Here is a 16,271-nt window from a genome sequence, read left to right on the forward strand (position 1 = left end):
ACCCACCGCCCGCGTACGCGAAAAAGGCCCCGACCCGGTGAGAACCACCAGGTCAAGACCTTGATCGTTGGTGCGCCGCCAGGGACTCGAACCCCGAACCCGCGGATTAAGAGTCCGCTGCTCTGCCAGTTGAGCTAGCGGCGCTCGCTGACAACGGGACGAGACGTTAGCACGCCCGCACACCACCCCGGAAACGCAGGGTCGGCCTCACCGCAGCGCCAGCGTGACCTGCCCTGTCGCGGCCCCGGACGGGTCCACCACCAGGGTGTACGCCCCGGAGGCCGGCAACACGGTTGGCCCGATTTCACCGGCCCCGTTGATCACGCAGCCCGTGCCGACGGTGCTGCCGTCGGGCGCGCGCAGGGCCAGCACGCCGCACTGGTCCGGCAGGTCAGAGGCGGTCGCGCTCACCGTCACGGACGCGCCGGCCGCGACGGTGAACCGGTAGCCGGTGATCGCGCCGGGCCGGTCCACGACGGCGACGACAGGCGGTCCGCCGACCGAGATCGTCGCCTCCCGGTCCCGGCTGGTGACCAGCCGCAGCATGGTCGTGCCGGTGCCGCGTTCGGTCGGGTCGACCACCACGGTGTACGTCCCGTCGGCGGGCAGCAGCGTGCCGTCGATCTCGCCGGCGCCGTTGATCACGCAACCGCTGCGCAGCAGCCGTCCCTCGGCGTCCCGCAGCTCCAACGGCGAGCACTGGTCGGTGAGGCTGCTCGCGGGCACCTCCACGTAGACGCGCTCCCCCGCGCGCCCGGTGAACCGGTAACGCGCCCGCGCGCCGGGTTGCGCGACGGTGGCGGTGACCGCCGGGCCGTTCGGCTGCACCGTGCCGTCGCTGTCCCGGGCCGCGTACACCCGCACGGCGGCGCGGCCGGTGTCGCCGGGTGCGGCGGTGACCCGCAGCGCGTACGTGCCGGTGGCGGTGAGGTCGACGCGGTCGACGTACCCGGCGCCCTTGATGTTGCATCCGCTGGCGATCTCCCGTCCGCCCGGCTCGGTGAGCACGTACGGCGAGCAGCGGTCGCCGATTCCCGGCGCGGTGGCGTCGACGAAGACGGCGTCCCCGGCGCGGGCGGCGAACGTCAGCGGCTCCCCGCCGGGGGTGAGCGTGGCGGTGGCGACGGGTACGGCGGTGATCGGGGTGGCGGCCGGCGGGGCGACCCGTTCGGTGCTCGCGCCGGCCACGGCGAACTCGGGTCGGCCGCTGACCGCGACGTCGAAGACGCATTCGGCGAGCTGGGCGGGCGCGGTCACGCCGGCCCAGCGGCAGACCTGTTCGGCCGCGGCGCGCCGGGCCGGGTCGAGGTCGCCGACGGTGACCTCCCGTTCCGGGAACGCGCGGTCGGTGAAGGTGCCGGTGTCCTGCCCGTCGTCGTAGTGGAGCAGCGAGCGGTCCGGGGTGATCCGCCAGCTGTCCGCGTACGCGGGATAGAGCTTCGCGAACGGCACCGGCTGGGCCAGCGCCGCCCCGGAGGCGGGCGCGATGTCGTCGGCCGGGTCGCCGTCGAAGTCGCCGAGCAGTCCGCGTACCTTCCCGGCCCTGGTTTCGGCGAGCCGGACCAGCACGCGGTAGCCGTACCGGCCGATCTGGTCCACCGCCGCCGCGGACCCGTCCGGCCACGTCACGTCGTACCCGTCGGTGGGGCCGGTGTCCGACGGGCGGCGGGTGAGAATGCCGCCGCCGGCCAGGTCGGTGCGGTCCGGCAGCGCGGCCGGTGACGCGCCGTCGACGTGCACCCGGGTGCCGCCGTCGGTGAGGGTGAGCGCTACGCGGTGCGCGCCGATCCGGAACGCGACAGCCGAGTTGACCGAGGCGGTACGCGTGCCGGCCATCGGGGCCTGCCGGACCTGCACCTCCAGCGGGTCGCCGCCGGTGGACACGACCAGCGTGAACTCGCCGACGGCCTGGAAGTCGTAGGCGACCCGGTCGAACGTGACCAGGTGCGGGTCGCCGTTGCTGCCGCCGCAGTCAGCGCCGTCCTCGCAGAGCTTCACCGGGCCCTTCGGCGGCGGCGTCTTCTTGGCCGGTTTCTTGCACTCGTCGAGGTTCTTCGGCAGCGGCTTCCCGTCGTACTCGGTGCGCGGCGGCAGCCCTTTCGCCGCCCGGTAGCGGTTCTCCGCGAGCGTCGCCTTCACCTCGGCGGTACGGATGCCGGTGCCGCCGCACTCGCCCTGCGGCACCGCGTTCCGGGAGATGTCGTCGGCGTGGTTCAGCTCGTGGTAGAGCGCGGCGCAGGGGTCGCGGGCCACCCCGTCGCCGTACGGGTCGGTGGAGGTCGGGTTCCACGTGACTGTCGAGGAGCCCTTGCCGTCGGCGCTGTCCGGCGTCTCGAACGCGCCGGAGCCACCCGTGGTCGGGATGATCCGCACGCGGGGACTCTTCTTGTCGCGCAGCCGCGGCAGCAGGCCGGACGGGTCGCCGCCGGGTAGCGCGAACCCGGCCAGGCAGCCGTCGACAGCAGCCTGGAAGTCGACGCCGCTGACCGGCACCCCGGCGGTCGGGTCGACGCCGTAGTCGGCCCGCGCCGGCCGGGCACCACCGCCGACGTACGCGCCGACGGCCACCAGCAGCACCAGGGCCACGGCGGCGGCTGTCGGCCGGCGTCGTCGGCGTACCAGCAGCAGCACGACCAGCGCGACGACGAGCAGCGCTAGTGCTCCCCCGCCGACGAGCCAGAGCCAGCGCCGTCCGGTCCCGCCGTCGTCGGACACGGTGAACGTGGCGGTCCGCAGCGCAGTCGCGCCCGCGCACGGGTTCGTCGCGCCTGTGACCGGCAGCGTCACGTAGCCGGCGGTCACCTCGTACCGGCCGGGTGCGCCGACCGGCCAGAGCGTGTCCAGCCCACCGCCGTCCGGGGTGGCGGCCACCGAGCGGAGCACGACGTCGCCGTCGCGCAGCCGTACCCCGGTCAGCGTGACGACGGCGGTCGCGCCCGGCTCCACAGTGGTGAGCCCGGCGGTGGCGACGGCGCCGATCCCGTCCTCGAAGAAGCTGCGGGCCAGCGTCGGCTCGACGTCGCGCCCGTCCCGGCGTACCCCCGTGACCTGCACGGTGCCGACGGGCCCGGTGGCGAGCGCGCACGCCGACCCGCTCGTGTTCGTGACGGTGAGGTCGAGGCGGACCTGGTCCCCGGCCTGGTAGTCGGCCTGGTCGGGCCGCAGGGTCAGGCCGAGGCCGCCGTCGGCGGGCGCCGCGGCGCCGCTCGCCGACCCGGTCGCCAGAGCTGTCGCGAGTACGCCGAGCGCCGCAACCAGCCGCAGGGTCCACCTCATGGTGCGGACTGTAGAAGCGGGTGGGCCGGTTTCCGCGCGGTCTGTCGGAGACCGGTCGGAGCCGTATCCTGCTGGTGATGAATGTCTTCGGCACGGTCGCCGACCTGTACGAGCGCGCCCGGCCGGGATATCCGCCGGAGATCGCCGAGTCGATACTCGCCTACCACGGCGGCGCACCGGCGTCGGTGGTCGAGGTCGGCGCGGGCACCGGGAAGGGCACCGAGGTGCTGGCCCGCCTCAGTGCGCCCCTGACCTGCGTGGAGCCCGACGAGCGAATGGCGGCCCGGCTGGCCGAGCGGTTCCCGGAAGCGCGCATCGAGGCAACGACGTTCGAGCGGTGGTCGCCGCCCGCCGGTGGGGTGGACGTGCTCGCCTGCGCGATGGTCTGGCACTGGCTGGACCCGGCCACCCGCAACGCCCTTGCCCGCCGCGCCCTGGCGCCCGGCGGCACCCTCGCCGTCTTCGGGCACCGCTACGACTACGCCGACGCCGCTCAGCAGGCCGCCGTCCGGGCCGCGCTGCGATCCGTCGACCCCACCGTCCGGGAGCGGCCCGTCGACTGGTTCCACCGGGACGTCCTCGACAGCGGGCAGTTCGACGACGTACGCCGCGAGGTGTTCCGGCGGGAGCTGCCGCTGGACAAGGAGCGGTACCTGGCGCTGATGCGCACGTTCGGGCCGTACCTCTCCCGCACCCCGGAGCAGCAGCGACGCGGGATCGCCGCGCTGGACCGGCTGGTCGACGACTTCGGCGGCACCGTCGTGCTCGACCTGCGGACCACGCTGGTGCTGGGCCGGGCCGATGCTCGGTGACCGGTGGGGTGTCTCCGACGACGAGACACGTCGCCGGTACCCGTGCGACGACTTCGTTCCCGCGCCCAACCTGCGGGCGTGGCGCGGGGTGAGCGTGGACGCGCCACCTTCCGCCGTGTGGCGGTGGGTCGCCCAGATCCGGCTCGCGCCGTACTCGTACGACTGGATCGACAATCTCGGCCGCCGTTCACCGCAACGGTTGGTGGACCTTACCGAGCCGGTGATGGGCGAGGCGTTCACCACTGCCGGCGGGCGGCGGCGGGGCCGGATCCTCGCGGTCGAGCCGGGACACCACCTCACCGGCGAGATCATGGGCGCGGTTCTGTCGTACGTCCTGGTGCCCGACGCCGGGAACACCACCCGCCTGCTGCTCAAGGTGGTGATGCGGACGAACCCGGTGATCGCCCTCGGTGGCTGCCTCGGCGACCTGGTGATGGCCCGCCGGCAGTTGCTGAACCTCAAGCAGCTCGCCGAGTCCGGCGACGGGCCGGCTCGCTGACCGTCGTGGCTAGACCCCCGGATACGTTCACGACCGGCAGAGGTTCTCGACCTACGCTACGCCGATGGCCGGGGTGGTCAGTGGATTCTCCTGACCCCTGATGACGGTCATCGGCCCGTTGCTGTGGTGGATCGGCGTGGGCATCGCATCTGCACCCTGCTCAGCAGCTGACAGCAACCGGTGCGCGCAACTCCGCACTTCGTTCTCACCCGGTTCGCGCTATCGAAACTCCCCCAGCCGGTTCATCAACGTCATCCGGAGAGCTGGTGAAGAGTTCAACTCCGGTTGACGAGATTGCGTACGACGAGTCGCCGTCGAAATCAACCGTGAGACCGCCCTGAGTCAGCTCCTCAAGCACGGCCACGAGAGGCCTTCCCGTTAATTGAGTTCCACCAAGTGACACGGCTGTTTCGCCTCCGATCTCTATGAAGGCGAGGCGGTCCAGCTCGTCGTAGGACAGCATGACCATTCCATCTTCATAGATGTCGGTCACCCCCGCGCCCGGCACTCGCTCGAAAGCCTCGTAGCTTCCGAGCCGCTCACGGTGACTGGAACGGCTCTCCCCGAACCGGGCACGATCAAGGCCGATCCCAGGCAGGACATCCAACACGCTTGGACCCTCCGGCACGGCCGAGCCCCTTTCGCTATCCCACACTGCGATCAGCCCATTCTCCATGGCCGCACCATGCCGAACGAAGCATCAACATGGATTGAGATTGATCGGCAGCTGAAATCGACGTCGCCACCGCGCGGCGCTACGCACAGGAAGCGACAACCCCGCTTGCGACGGCAGCGAACGATCTGGCCGCCGCCATGGAAAGGATCCGCCGGCTGCCTTCGCGGCCCTGGACGGCACGGCTGCCCTGATCGACCGGGTCGCTGACCTGCCTCCGCTCTCTCTGGGAGGCGCGAGCACCGTCATGCCCGCCCACGCGCGACGTGATGATGCCGCTGCGAGAGCGAGTCGCTCCCGCAGCGGCACCATCAGAAGAGCATCACAAATATCTTGCGGTCATTCTTCTTGTCGCTTCGCCGTTATTATTCGGCACTCAGCCCATCCCTCAGATTATCATGAAGCCGCTCTTGACACGCTCTCGTGTCAGACCACGTTTCGCTGAAGTGTACGATTTCCTTGGCCTGGCCAAGGTTCCCGCCTGTCAGCGACTTCACCGCCTTTACACACTCAATCTGTGACAACCCCGCGCTCCTCATGTACCGCAGCGCGGACTCCATGCTTTCGCCGCCGTCAATCAGATGACGTGCGCCCTGCAATGCAGCCTCATATCGCTCTTGTGGTTGCATCAGCACACATCACGACCGGCATACTTCTGCAGGTCCAGGGTGAAGTCAGGGCGATGCCCAACCGGCCCGGTAAGCCGAATCCCTGAGATAGTCAACTGATCAAATCCCTGCGCAGCCGCCGCAGGTGCAATTTTCCCGCGCAAAGCTTTCAACACAGTTGACGTGCCCAAGGATCCGCGGGTTAGCTCCGGACTGTCACCGTAGACCACCACATTGGAGAGCGTAACGCGCCGTCCGCTCACACTTGTTTCTGCGAGCATTCCTACATTCCCCTTCGGCGTTTCGATGCTCCACTCGAAGTCTTGCCCATCCACGAAGGGCGGCACCGGCACGCCACCCTCGTTGTGCACGAGGACCGGAGTATTGCCGGCGACCACATAGTACGTGTGGATGTCGTCGATCGTGAGATTGTGGACCTGTGCAGGCTCCGTCCACTGCCGGATCGCGCTGATCTGCACGTGAGTGCCGGCCGAGGTGCTCAGCCACTGGCCAGCCCGCAGATCGGCGGCGACGACCCACTTGCCCAGAGCAGGCACCCAGAACGGGTGATTGTCGGTGGCGACCACGCGCTCAGTGGCGTCGCCGCTGTCACGGTCGGGGTCGATGGTGACTTCGACCAGGTTCTTGCTGCCCTGACCGATGATGGTCGCCACCACCGGCTTGATCGTCGTCTTGCCGGTCACCGGATCGGTCACCAACACCATGTCGCCGGTCTTGACGTCCTCGATCGGCTTGCGCGATCCGTCGGCCATCACCACCAACGTGCCGGGCACGAAGCTGTTCTTGCACTTGATGAATGCCTTGGCGCTGCCGACCAGATCGCCGAGCAGGCCCTTGACGCGGCTGGTCAGGTTGGCGAGTTTCTTCCACTTCCATGGAGCGCCGTATCTGACGGCCAGCTTGCCCAGCGCACCGCCGATCGCCGCGCCCGCGACGTTGACTGCCGTGGCCAGGCAGCCGCCCATGTCGCCCTTGAGGAAGCAGTCCAGGGCATCGGTGATGCCCAACTCGTCCATCAGGATCTTCGCCAGGGCCTTGGCGGCGTTGAGCATCTTCGCCTTGGCCGCGGCGATCCGCCGCTGCCTCTCCTTCTCCGCCGCCGCCCGCGCGGCCGCGGCCCGCTCCTCCGCTGATGCCCGCGGGTTGTTGTGGACGTTGATCGTGGGCTCGTCCGGGTCGTACGCGCCCGAGCAACCACCGCAACCGTCGTTGTGGCCCTTGACCTTGTGGTAGGTGCCGTACATGTCCTCGTAGTCGGCGCCCGGCCCGCAGGCGTCGTCGGAACAGGCCTTGAGGCCGTCCGGGTCGGAGAACGAGATCGGGTTGTTGTTGGCGTACGCGTACCCGTTCATCTGCTGCGGGTCGTTGACGTCGATGATCGGGTCGACCGAGATGAACCGGCCGGTGATCGTGTCGTACTCCCGCGCGCCGATGTTCACCAGGCCTGTCGTGGAATCGATGTTCCCGTTGACGAAGCCCTTCTCCGTCGGCCACTGACCTGGCGACGCTCCCCGGTTCTCGCCGTACGGGGTCATCCGCCGGTGCGTGACAGCGCCGCTCTGGTCCACGACTGCCTGGCCGGTGCCGTGGTGGTCGTTCGCGACGTACCGGAGGCCGTCCACCTTGCGGACCAGGCTCGCCCCGCCCGGAAGCGCGTAGTACCGGGTGGCGTCGGTGGACCGGGTCTGGTGGTTCAGCCGGATCTCCATGCCCGGCAGGTAGAGCGTGGTGGAGGCCGGCTCCTTGCGGAGCATCCGGGAGCCGTCGACGTCATAGAGGAAGCTGGTCTTCTTGCCGGCTTCGGTGACCGACTCGAGGTTGCCCTCGGCGTCCCAGGCCAGGGTCTGGTCCTCGCCGGTCCTCGTCCGCTTCTTCGTGTTGCCGGCCGCGTCGTACTCGTACGAGTACAGCCGGTCGCCCTGCGGAGTCTTCTCCGTCATCTGGCTCAGCGTGTGCGGCTGCGCCTGGCCGGCGGCCGGATAGGTGTAGCTGCGCTCGATCAGCGGAGTGCCGTTGGTCCCGTACTGGACCTCGGTCTTGCGGTTGCCCGTGACGTCGAAGGTGTAGGCGTGGTGGTAAGGGGCCACGCTGCCCACCCCGGTGACCGAGGGCCCGCCGGCGCACGGGTCGGTCGCGGTGCTCGCCGACGTCCAGGCCCGCTCCATGCGGCGCAGGTAGTCGTACGTGAAGCACTGCGTGTCCTGCGTCCCGGACGGGTTGTTGGCGATCCGCAGGATGTTGCCGGACTGGTCGTACGTGTAGCGGGCGTCGATGTCCACGACCGGGGCCGACTCGCGGTCCAGCCGTTGCCGGGTGAGCCGCTTGGAGCCCTGCTCGTACTCGTAGGTCGACCAGACCTTCCGGGTGCCCACCCGAGCCTCGGTCTGCAGTACCTCGCCGGTGCCGGCGTACTCGACGTCGGTCAGGTAGGGGGCGTCACCGGTCGCCGCGGTCAGGCGCTCAAGACTGTCGTAGGTGTAGGCGACAGTCTCGAACGGCAGCCCACCGCCCTCCGACATGCTCAGCGACTGGACGGTGCCGTCCCGGTTGAACTCCGTGCCGAAGGTGTAGAAGCCGGCCAGTTCGGCACCGGCGTGCTCGGGCACGGAGTAGTAGGTGGCGTGCGGCCGGTAGAACTCGTCGTAGATCGAGAAGTACGTGGCGTACTCGTGTCCCTCGATCCAGCGGCTCGTCGACGAGAGCTCACCCAGCATCTCCAGGTCGTACGTCCAGCTGCTCAGCAGCTCGCCAGTGTCGGCGGCCCCCTTGTAGACGGCGATCTTGCGGCCGATCTCGTCGTACTTCGTGCTGATCGTCTGGTTGAGGGCGTTCGTGGTGCTGGTGAGCCGGTCCAGGTCGTCGTAGCCGGACGTCGACGTGCCGGCGTCCGGGTCAATCGACTTCGTCTTGCGGCCCAACTGGTCGTACTCGTGGGACCAGACGTTGCCGGCCGGGTCCTTGACCGTCTTCAGCTGGCCGGCGTGCGTGTAGGTGTACTCGGTCTTGTCGAAGTCGCCCGTCGGACCGCTGCCCTTGTACTGCCGCAGTTCGGTGGTCTTGCCCAGGGCGTTCGTGATCGAGGTCGTCGGGGTGCCGCCGGCCGGCGGGTCGACCGAAACCCGGTCGCCGCCGTAGGTGGTCGTGGTGCGCCACTTCTCGTTGCCCGCGACCGCGAAGATCTCCGCCGTGACCCGGTCCGCGCCGTCGTAGACGTACAGCGTCTGGCCGTTGACGTCACCGTTGACGGCCGGGTAGATCACGTCGGTGGGCGTGCCCGCGACCGTGTACGTCGCGTACGTCTTCGCCAGCTGGCCGGTGCCGGTGTAGAAGGTGTCGGCGACCGTACGGGTGCCGTCGGGGCCCTCCGACTGCACCTGGCGGGGCCGGAGCAGACCGTCGTGCAGCTTGTACTCGACGCTGTAGGAGCCGTCGTTCTGCCGCCGCTCGGTCTTGATGGCGACCGGCTTGTCGGTGCGGACCAGGTAGCTGTAGCGGATGCTCGGCTCCAGCCCGCTGGCGCCCGTCCGGTCCGGCATCCAGACCTTCGCCAGCCGGCCCAGGGCGTCGTACTCCAGGACGCTCTTGAGGCCGTTCTGGTCCACCTGGCCGACCGGCACACCCCACGCCGGGGCGTAGTCGGTGGTGGTGACGAACTGCAGCGGGTTGGTCTCCTTGACCTTGGTGGTCAGGCCGTTGGTGTCCGTGTACACGGTCTTGGTGACCCGGCCCAGCGCGTCGACGGCGGTCAAGGGCCGGCCGTACGCGTCGAACGTGCCCTCCGAGGCGCGGATGTAGGTGGCCGTCGTGCCGTTGTGGCTCTTCAGCCGCTCGGTCCGGGTCGGGTTGCCCAGCGTCGGCGCGACGCCGAACGCCTTGCCGTCGTAGAGCGTCCGGGTGTCGGAGATGACCTGCTTGCTGCGGTCGGGGGTGGCCGAGCACGCCACCGACACCGACTCGACCCGCGACACCAGGCTGTACAGGTGGGCGGTCGCGTTGTCGGCGTACGTGGTCCGGCTGCAGGCCTCGTCGCCGGTGACCGCCACGTCACCCTCGTTCTCGGTCTCGGTCACCCGGCCGAAGCTGGTCTCGAAGGTCGAGGTCTGCTTCGTCTCCCGCCAGCCGCCGGCGGCCAGGGCAACCAGGCTCCGGGCGGTGGTGGTGTTGATGAACCAGGCCTTCTTGCTGCCCCAGCTGTGGGTCTCCGTCGCGGTGTTGTGCCGCCACGGGACGGCGATGCTCTTGCTGACCGCGTCGGCGCCGTCGTAGACGATGCTCTCCAACTGGTGGCCGGAGAACTCGTTGTGGTCGGTGTGGCTCCCGCCGGTGGAGTCGGCGACGCTGACGGTACGCGTGCCGCCGTCCGGATCCTTGTCGCCGTGCATGCCGCGCAGGTAGCGGTACTCCGTCTTGGTCGTCTGGACCTGACCGTCGCCGGCCGTGACGATCACGCGGCCGTAACCGCGCCAGTCGCTCCAGGTCAGGTCCTTCGGGTCGGAGATGCCGTCCGGGTCGGCGTGCCGCCAGGCCGCACCGTCCAGGTACTGGTAGCGGGTCACCATGTCCGGCGCCCCGCCGGTGCGGTCGGTCTCGACGACCTGCTCGACCACGTACTTGTGGAACCAGTCGGTGATCGGGTCGCCGCTGCCGAGCGGGTTCCACTTCACCGGATAGCAACGCCTGGTGCTGTTGCCCGGCGTGGGCAGCGTGCTCTTGGTGCAGTCCGGGGTGGCGTAGTTGACGTCGATCTGACCGCCGGCGTCGGTCCACACGGTCGCCAGCCGGAAGCGGACCAGCGGGGCGATGTTGTCGCCGTCGCGGTCGATCCGGTTGGGCAGCTGCAGGCCGCCCAGTTCGACCGACGGCATGGCGATGTCGGCGCCCGGCCCGTAGAGACCGGTGTGGGTGATCTTGTGGAGCCAGAGGGTCCGCGAGCCGTCACCGTTGTCGGTGAGCAGGTGGTCGAGCTTCCAGTTGTCCACCGGCGTCCAGCCGGTGCCCTCACGGATCTCGGTGGTGATGCCGGTCAACCGGGCTCGGGTCCAGAACGTCGGGGTGATCTGGTCGAGCTTGCACTTGGTGTCCTTGGCGCAGTTCCGGTCGAACGGCACGTCCGGCCAGTAGGGCGCGGTGGTGGTGTTCAGATCCTGCGGGTCACAGTCGACGTTGCCGGACGGCAGGCACCGTTCCTTGGTCTCGAAGCGCACCCGGGCGGGGGCGTTGGTCGTGTAGACGGCCTCGTGCCGCTGGCCGTAGTCGACCCGCTTGAGCCAGCCGCCCCGGACGTACGGGACACCGTTGACGTCGGTCTTCTTGCCCCGGGCGTAGTAGTTGATCTCCTTCTCGTAGAAGTACGAGGTGACGTTGCCGTAGCGGTCCTTGACGTAGTCGAGGCTCCAGCGCCACGCCTGGTCGCAGTAGGCCGACGTGAACGTCGCGTTGTAGCAGGGCTCGCCCGAGTCGTCGCCGTAGATCGGCACGGTCCAGGTCGAGCCGGTCTCCTCCTTGCCGGAGGTCCAGCCGGGGAGCCGGTTGAGGCCGAAGTGGTACTGGGTGCCGTCGGTGGTGGTGACCCGCCAGTACTCGCCGTCGTTGTCACCGTTCACCGCGCCGGTGAGCCGCTCGACCTTCGAGCCGTCGTCGGTCCCGAACCGCCAGGTGTCACCGGTCTTGACCAGTTCCGTCGACTTGCCGTTGAGCAGGATGGTCGCGTTGTCGTACGCCCAGCACTGGTCGGCGTACTGGTCGTGCCCGTCGTCCGAGCAGGGCTTGTACCGGCGCTCGATGTGCCCGGGCTCGTAGTTGAAGCCCTCACCGATCCACGAACCCTGGTTGTTGGTCGTCGCGGTCCGGCCGTCGACCGACTGCGACGAGTAGGCAAGCGCGATCGGCGGCGCACCACCACCCGGCACCGGCGGGCTCCGCAGCGGGTAGCTCCAGGAGAAGCCACCCGTGGAAGGGGCCACCGACCACTTGGACGACGGGGACAGCTTCGTGGCGCCGTAGTCACCCTGCGAGGAGGAGTCGGTGGCGGTCATGGCGAAGAGCGCACCGGTGCCCGCCTCGGCGGAGAGCGTCTCGGCGGCGCTGTCGTTCGTCGTCGGCAGCGGAACCGGGGCACACTGGGCCTTCTCCGGCGTGGTCAGCGCGCACTCCGGCAGGCGGACCAGCCGCAGCCGGGCGCCGAAATCGCCACCGAACGCACCGGCGACCCCGCCGTAGCCGAGGTCGAGGCGGACGTTCCCGGCGGCGGCCTGACCGTCGGCCCGGTCGAGCCGGACGATCGGGCCGTCGACCTTGGCGTTCTCCGAGGCCTTCCGGTCGAGCACCTCGATGCGTACCTTGCCGGGAGCGGAGGCCGCCGGACGGGCCGAGTCCGGCGCGGCGGCCGCCGCGGCGGGTGCGGCCGACACCGCGACCGGCAGGCCACCGATCTTGGCGGTGGCCGCCGGGGCCTTCGAAGAGCCGGCGGTGGAGCGGGCCGACGCGGGCGCCGGCACGGTGATGTCCGCGGCGCCGGCGGCGGGCCAGGTGACCTTCGCCGGGGCGGTGGAGGCGGCAGCCACCGCCGGGTTGGCCGTCTTCGGCTTGGCCGGCAGCGGGTCGCGCTTGGGCAGGACCTTGGACGCGTCCGAGGTCGACGGACGGTTCGGCTTCGCCTCGGCCGAGGCGGGTGGGGTCGCGATCTGGATGAAGCCGGCGGCCATGACACCGGCCATCGCCCAGGAAACCGGTCGTACGGTGTGGCGGACGAACCCGCCGGACCGGACCAGGAGTCGGGAGAACATCACCCCTCCAGGGGTTACGGGAGAAGAACGGGAAAGGTCTCGCGTGCCGGTGGGCCCGCCCGGGAGCGGGCGGACCCACCGCCTGTCACGTCAGAGCGAGAGTTGTTCGCGGACCTGGACGTTGAGCTTCTCGATCAGGACCTTGTCGGCGACACCGTCGTAGACCCGGACGTCGTCGACGGCGCCGGACAGGTGCTCCTTGAAGGCGCCGTCGAGCCAGGCGCGACCCAGTTGCACCCCGCCGGTGGCGACGAACGGCGACACCAGCTGGATCGCCTCGGTGAATGACCCGTTGACGTACAGGGTCACTTCGCGGGCGTAGCCGTTGTAGACGAGGGTCAGATGGTCACCCTTGCCGACCAGCTTCGGCGCCTCGTCGGTGGCCTTCGTGGTCCACTCCGGCGCCACCGTGTCGGTGCTCGCCATCGCCAGCTCCCACTGCCCGGCGTTGTTGCAGCGCACGACGACCGAGCTGCCGTTGGTGCCCTTCTGCGAGAAGACGGTCATCGGGGTACCGGCACAGTTGCTGGTCAGCTTGACCCGGGCGCTGATCGAGAAACTGCCCGCCATGTCCGCGTTGGTCGATGTGCTGGCATAGCTGTCCGCGTTACCGGTCAGCGCGAGGTGACCACCGCCGAGCAGGGACAGGACCGGGTGCTTGAAGATGGTCGCACCGGTGCCCAGGGTGAGCCCCGCTCCACCGCGCTCCTCGGGGCTGACCTTGCTGGTCTCCGCGTTCAACCGCCAGTACGCCTTACGGCTCGGAGCGGTCTTCTGCAGACCGGTGACCTCGTCGGCGATGATCAGCCGGTCGAAGACCGAGACGTCCGCCATCGCCCCTCCCCAGTTGTCGGCGTAACCGCTCTTGGTGAGCACACGGCCGATCTGGAGCGGACCGCGCGACTTGGTCAGCGACCTGCGCTGGGCGACGCGCGGGGCGTTGTTCCCGACCTGGAGCGACATCTCCTTCTTCGCACCGTCGAAGATGGCGGACACGTACGTCCAACCCGTGGTGGCCGCCGCACCGTCCACCTGCCAGCGGCCCAGTGAGTTGACGTCGTTGACCGGCATCCGGAAGAACCAGGTTCCTCCCTCGACCCCCAGCGCGAACCCGGGCTCACCGGTGCCGTCCTGGCTGACCGCCACCTGCCGGCGGCCGGCATCGTCGATCTTGAACCAGCCGGTCACGGCGAAGCTCGCCGATGTGTCGGTCAGGACCGGCTTGCTGGTCGTGAGGTGGGCGTCGGCCGTCCCGTCGAACCGGGCGGCCGTGTCGGACGTCCCACCCGGACCCTCGACCCCGAACGTGACGCCGCTTCCGGCCGTCGCGTCGTTGTCACCGAGCCCGTCGCCGGCGCCGTCCTCGCCCGCGACCTCGCCGAGCGACCACTGGGCGGTCGGCGGTCGCTTGCCCACCCGGAACGTGCACGAGGCGATGCTGCTCGACCGGCCGGCCCGGTCGACGGCCTGGACGTTGATCGTCCGCGGGCCCTCCTTGTCCGGGTACCAGTTCGGCAGGGTGACCGGGCCGCCGTCGGTGGTGGGCCGAAGCACGTTCACGCCCGGCGCCGGGTTGGTGTTGAAGCCGTACCGGTACTCCACCACGTCCGTGGCGGCGGAGTCGAAGACGAAGTTGCCGGGTACACCGATCGAACCCAGCCACTCGTCGCTCTCGATGCAGTTCGACGCGCTCGCCGTCCCGTTGTCGGCCGCGTCCTGCGGCAGGTACACCGCGGAGTCGACGTCGGGCGCGCTGGGGCTGGTCTTGTCGTAGAGGAACTGACAGACGTTGCGCGAGCCCTCACTGCTCCACGGACCCCAGCTGGTGTTGTCGCTGGCCCGTACCTCCCAGGAGATGGGGACGTTCTGCGCGATGTCACTCGGGACCGTGTACGAGAAGACCGATCCGCTGGCCTTCAGCGGAGTGGTGTACGAGCGCGTCTGCAGCGTCCCGCCGGCCGGCGTCCAGGTCACCTTGAACTCGGCCTTGATCTGCTCGGTGTGGGCCGAGGAGTGGTCCGGGTCCCGCAGCACCGCGTTCAGCCGCGGCGGCACGTCCACGTAGGGCGCGCCGGAGCCGTAGACACACTGCCCGCCGGGGGACATGGTGAGTTCGTTGAGGTTGGCGATCACCGGCGCCCGGTTGTAGCGGACCGAGAGGACGCCGTTGTCGCAGAACCGCTTGGTGTGCGTCGAGTCGCTCTCACTGACCGACCGCAGGCCGAGTGTCACGTTGCTCCAGCCCTTGGTCACCGCCTGCTGCACCGCGGCCTTCGCGTTCCACTCCGTGTTCTGGTTGGTGGAGGTACAGGTGGCCTGCGTCTTGGTCGGTGAGCTGGTGGCGAGGTGCGTCGCTCCGGACCAGCCCGAGCCGCCGGGCTGGTTGCTCCAGTTGGTGGAGGAGGTGATCCCGGCCGGCATCAGGTAGAGCGCCGCCGCCCGGGCGGTCGAGTTGTAGACGTGCTGCAGGGTGACCCGGAAGGTGGCCTCCAGGATCGTCTTGCCCGAGTACGGCGTGGCGAGCCGGTAGAACAGGCGCTTGACCTTCGAGTTGTTGCAGGAACTGGGGCAGAGGCCGATCCGTTCGTGCCGCTTGCCGTCGAACTTCCAGTACTCCTCGTTGGGATAGCCGCTGTCCACCATCGCCCAGGCGCTGTTGGTGCTGCTCTGCCATACCGGGTCGATGTACAGCGGGAACGAGGCCTCCGGATCGGTCAGCATGGACCGGTCCGGGGTGAGGGTGAGGGTGTTGTCCGAGTAGTCGAGGCCGACCGGAGCCACCTCCGACGTGTCGCCCGGTCCCTCGGCCGAGGCCGCACCCGGGTCGGTCGACGAGGTGTCCAGCGACCGCGCCGCGGCCGCATCGCCCCCCTCCTGGCTTCCGCTGTCCCACATGGTCGGCGCGTCCGCCTCCAGGACCGGGTTGTCGGTGACCGGGTCCAGGGCGACCACGCCACCCTCGGCCGTCTCCTCGATGGTCAGACCCACCGCGGCGACCCCGAGCCGGAGATTCTGGAGCTCCGGCAGATCGGCCGCCTCCGGCGTCTTGACCACCAGTACGTGCGAGAAGCCCTCGACGGTGACGTTCGTGACCAGGTCGACATCCTGGAACACGTTCGGGTAGGTCGCCTTGCTCTCCTCGATCACGGGAGCGGGAAGCGGCCCGTGCGGCCAGGTCAGGGTCATGCTCTTCTGGTCCCGGGTGACCACCATCAGCGGTGCGGTGCCGCCCTGGGAGAGCTGCATGCCGAGCAGCGCGGCCGCCGGGGCGTACGAGCCGTCGGGCTGAACCACAAGGGTCGAGTCCGCGGGCACCCAGGCGTCCCCCTGGGTGACCCGCACCGGCTGCGTGTGGCCGTTGGCGATGAGCGTGCCGTCCGGCTGCGCGAAGACGTCGCGGTACTCCGTGCGGTGCGCCAGCACCTCGACCGGCTGGTTGAGTGCCCTCGCGGCCACCAGCGCCTCGGCCTCGGTGTCCCGGACGAGGTCCTCCGAGGCCGCGGCGGTGCGCGGCGCCGGCTCCGGCGGCTGGACGAACACCGCAGTGGACATCAGGCCGGCGAGGCCGAGCGTGAGGCCGAGCGTGAACACCCGGCC

The 16,271-nt window shown here is 69.7% G+C and carries 6 protein-coding genes and 1 tRNA gene; 2 read left to right on the forward strand and 5 right to left on the reverse strand.

The window, feature by feature from the left end:
• Nucleotides 1-68: 68 nt before the first annotated feature.
• Nucleotides 69-144, reverse strand: a tRNA-Lys gene (locus tag FB455_RS11685).
• Between the two features lie 63 nt (nucleotides 145-207).
• On the reverse strand, nucleotides 208-3,276 hold the full coding sequence (locus FB455_RS11690; RefSeq protein ID WP_145753311.1) for a VWD domain-containing protein: 3,069 nt from the start codon (nucleotides 3,274-3,276) through the stop codon (nucleotides 208-210).
• Nucleotides 3,277-3,353: 77 nt separating this feature from the next.
• Here FB455_RS11690 and FB455_RS11695 point away from each other — a divergent pair, with 77 nt between their 5' ends.
• Together FB455_RS11695 and FB455_RS11700 are read left to right on the forward strand one after the other, a co-directional pair.
• Nucleotides 3,354-4,088 carry a class I SAM-dependent methyltransferase gene (locus FB455_RS11695; protein WP_145753313.1) on the forward strand — a complete coding sequence of 245 codons (735 nt, stop codon included), beginning with the start codon at nucleotides 3,354-3,356 and terminating at the stop codon, nucleotides 4,086-4,088.
• The gene (locus FB455_RS11700) at nucleotides 4,078-4,587 is read left to right on the forward strand and encodes a polyketide cyclase (RefSeq protein ID WP_145753315.1); all 510 of its coding nucleotides are present in this window, start codon (nucleotides 4,078-4,080) and stop codon (nucleotides 4,585-4,587) included. The genes FB455_RS11695 and FB455_RS11700 overlap by 11 nt, the downstream gene beginning before the upstream one ends.
• A 205-nt stretch (nucleotides 4,588-4,792) precedes the next feature.
• Here the strand turns inward: FB455_RS11700 and FB455_RS11705 are convergent, their stop codons facing one another.
• The 3 genes from FB455_RS11705 to FB455_RS11715 all read right to left on the reverse strand — a co-directional run bounded on the left by FB455_RS11705 (nucleotide 4,793) and on the right by FB455_RS11715 (nucleotide 16,226).
• A complete protein-coding gene (locus tag FB455_RS11705; protein WP_145753317.1) occupies nucleotides 4,793-5,263 on the reverse strand; it encodes a hypothetical protein in 471 nt (156 codons plus the stop codon).
• A 625-nt stretch (nucleotides 5,264-5,888) separates the two neighbouring features.
• Nucleotides 5,889-12,674 carry a polymorphic toxin-type HINT domain-containing protein gene (locus tag FB455_RS11710; protein WP_486481523.1) on the reverse strand — a complete coding sequence of 2,262 codons (6,786 nt, stop codon included), beginning with the start codon at nucleotides 12,672-12,674 and terminating at the stop codon, nucleotides 5,889-5,891.
• Nucleotides 12,675-12,764: 90 nt separating this feature from the next.
• Nucleotides 12,765-16,226 (reverse strand): LamG domain-containing protein, encoded by a 3,462-nt coding sequence (locus tag FB455_RS11715; RefSeq protein WP_184977852.1) that lies wholly within the window; start codon nucleotides 16,224-16,226, stop codon nucleotides 12,765-12,767.
• Nucleotides 16,227-16,271 lie beyond the last annotated feature (45 nt).

This window comes from Micromonospora sp. CNZ296 (genome assembly GCF_007827635.1).